Source organism: Mesotoga infera (assembly GCA_011045915.1).
In the GTDB taxonomy this organism is placed as follows: domain Bacteria; phylum Thermotogota; class Thermotogae; order Petrotogales; family Kosmotogaceae; genus Mesotoga; species Mesotoga infera_D.
Genome location: DSBT01000114.1, coordinates 1 through 1535, shown reverse-complemented (window position 1 = coordinate 1535; position 1535 = coordinate 1). Strand labels below are relative to the sequence as shown.

2 protein-coding genes are annotated in these 1535 nt (G+C 44.2%); one reads left to right on the top strand and one right to left on the bottom strand.

Annotation, left to right across the window (positions count from 1 at the left end; genetic code table 11):
- Window positions 1-458 (bottom strand): hypothetical protein (locus tag ENN47_03940; protein HDP77331.1); only part of this gene is annotated, 458 nt, incomplete at its 3' end.
- 607 nt (window positions 459-1065) lie between these two features.
- On the opposite strand from ENN47_03940, the gene ENN47_03935 reads away from it, so the two are divergent.
- On the top strand, window positions 1066-1535 hold a 470-nt coding region (locus tag ENN47_03935; GenBank protein HDP77330.1), incomplete at its 3' end, for a PAS domain S-box protein.

Sequence of the window (1535 nt, the reverse complement as noted above, 5' to 3'; positions counted from 1 at the left end):
CTGCAGGCCAGGGGAGGCCCTTCACATTCAAGACTCCAGGTGATCTTGCCTCTCTCTGCTCCCCAGAGCCATTTGATGATAACGCTGCCAGACTTCTCTCCAGCAACGGGAGAGAACTCCTCTTCTTCCACAACGACGCTTCCGATTACGGAATCCCAGACCATGTTATCTTCATCCACGAGGGCAACGGTAGAGAATTCTGACCCAGAAGAGATTATCTTCCAGTTCAGTCTTATTCTATGTTGGCCAAGTTCAACAAGCTTCTCAACCGCTTCGGAAAAGTCGTCCTGGTCAGCAGAAGGAATTGAAGAGAGAAGAACTACGGATGCAAAAGAAGGATCTGTGATGTCTATCTGGAAAAGCCGAACGGAATCGGGATCAGTAAGCAGTTCAACCGTCTCCTTAAGGTCGTTATCATCGGCTATCGTTCCATGGTAATCCCAAGAGATCAGTTCCAACGAATTTGAGAACAACTGATTCTACTTATCTGAAACAGCTTCAACGTAATTTCTAACGTTCTCGGGAGTCTTTTAGGGTTTGAAACACCCGGCAAAGGCCGTAAGAACGATTAACGCCGCCACAGCCCCAAAGAAGTATCTCTTCATACCAAACGCCTCCTATATGCCGATAATCTTTCTCGTATTTAGTCTACCATTACTCCGTTCATTCTGCTTCTCAATTGCCGAGTCTGTATAAGGTGATCATCATGACCTTCACATAATCCATAACTCTCATGAAAAGACAATATGATGATTCTTGTCAATCCTCTTTTGCATCCCTGCCATAGAATATCTTTGTTCATCAGAACAGGGAGTGTCGAAGATCGGCTTGCAGGATCATCAAACAAGGAAGCAGCAGACTTTGAAGTTCGCTCTCTAGACTTCTTCAACCTCATATATCTCATCATAAAACAAACATCGACCGCAATGACTGTCGATTTTTGCTGCGTTGTGAAGAGAGAAGCATACTATCCATTCGCTTTCACATGAACGCAAATCTTTCAAACAGACCTACCTCTCTCAACTTTTATTGCTTTTCTTGTCAAAAGTCGAATAGAATTCAAGTATGAAGAATCCAGCGCTGAAAGTAGCTTTTCTATATATATTGTTCGGAATCCTATGGATACTGTTGTCGGATATGGTTGTAGACTGGATGTTCGTTGAGAGAAGCACCTCAACGCACGCACAGACTTACAAGGGTTGGGCCTTCGTCCTTTTCAGCGGTCTTCTATTCTACTTTCTTATTTACCGTGAGTTCAAAGAGAAAAACAAGACACAACTCGAACTGGCAAAACAGAAAGACTTTTCCGACGCAGTTCTCGACACGGCAGGAGTTTTCGTTGCGGTCTTTGATAGTGAAGGAAGGATTGTCTTCACTAACGAGACGTTCGAGGAGACTCTTGCACTCAAATCGGAAGATATTGCGGGAAAGGCGTGTTCCGAGGTTTTCGCGAACCCTGATCTAGCATACTGGATAAAAAATACCTCAAGCAAGTTAGCTGATGACGAGGTGGAGAACTTCTACGAAGCTGATTT